The sequence below is a fragment of the Litchfieldia sinesaloumensis genome (assembly GCF_900156865.1).
Taxonomy (GTDB): domain Bacteria; phylum Bacillota; class Bacilli; order Bacillales; family Bacillaceae_L; genus Ferdinandcohnia; species Ferdinandcohnia sinesaloumensis.
The window spans coordinates 571,579-572,166 of record NZ_LT732529.1 but is presented as its reverse complement, the minus strand read 5'-3'; the positions used below and the strand labels follow the sequence as shown (position 1 = coordinate 572,166).

Below are 588 nucleotides of genomic sequence, written 5' to 3'. Positions count from 1 at the left end.
GAAGCTATTTAAGCCTCCAGCGTAACTGAATTTTATCTATTTATCATATCCTCAAAAAGTCCCCATCCTCACCACCTTAGTATGATGAGGGAATCCGGGGCTATAGAGAGGTCAAGCCACGTTAGTTGTTGTCGTTTTTGTTTCTCTGTTTGCACCAAATTTAAATGTTTTTCTAAGATACGGTAATACGTAGTAGTCAGCTCCAAATTTCCCTGCGTTTGCTCCAGCAGCTAGAACAACTACTCCTAAAAGAACCATCCATGGGTTTGTGCTCACTGTACCACCAAACATGAACATAAAGTTCATCATTAGTCCGAAGAACATAGCGGCAGTTGTTAAGCATCCGATTAGTAATCCTAGTCCTACAAGGAATTCTCCCCAAGGAATCATAATGTTGATAAGTTCTACGTTTGGAACGGCAAAGCCTTCAACGAAAGCAGTGTATGTTGGATAAAGTGCAGTGCCTGTTGCTTTATCTAGTACAGGGTTTGCTACAACATTCCCAAGGAAGCCACCTGCATCAAATCCACCTGTGATTTTGCCCCATCCAGCTGTCATCCAAGTCCAACCAAGGTATACACGTAAAAC

General features: G+C 42.2%; 1 protein-coding gene. It reads right to left on the bottom strand.

All coding sequences use genetic code 11. From position 1 onward, the window contains the following. Nucleotides 1-111: 111 nt before the first annotated feature. Nucleotides 112-588: DoxX family membrane protein (locus CZ490_RS02735; protein ID WP_077617445.1), on the bottom strand; the 477-nt coding region annotated here is incomplete at its 5' end.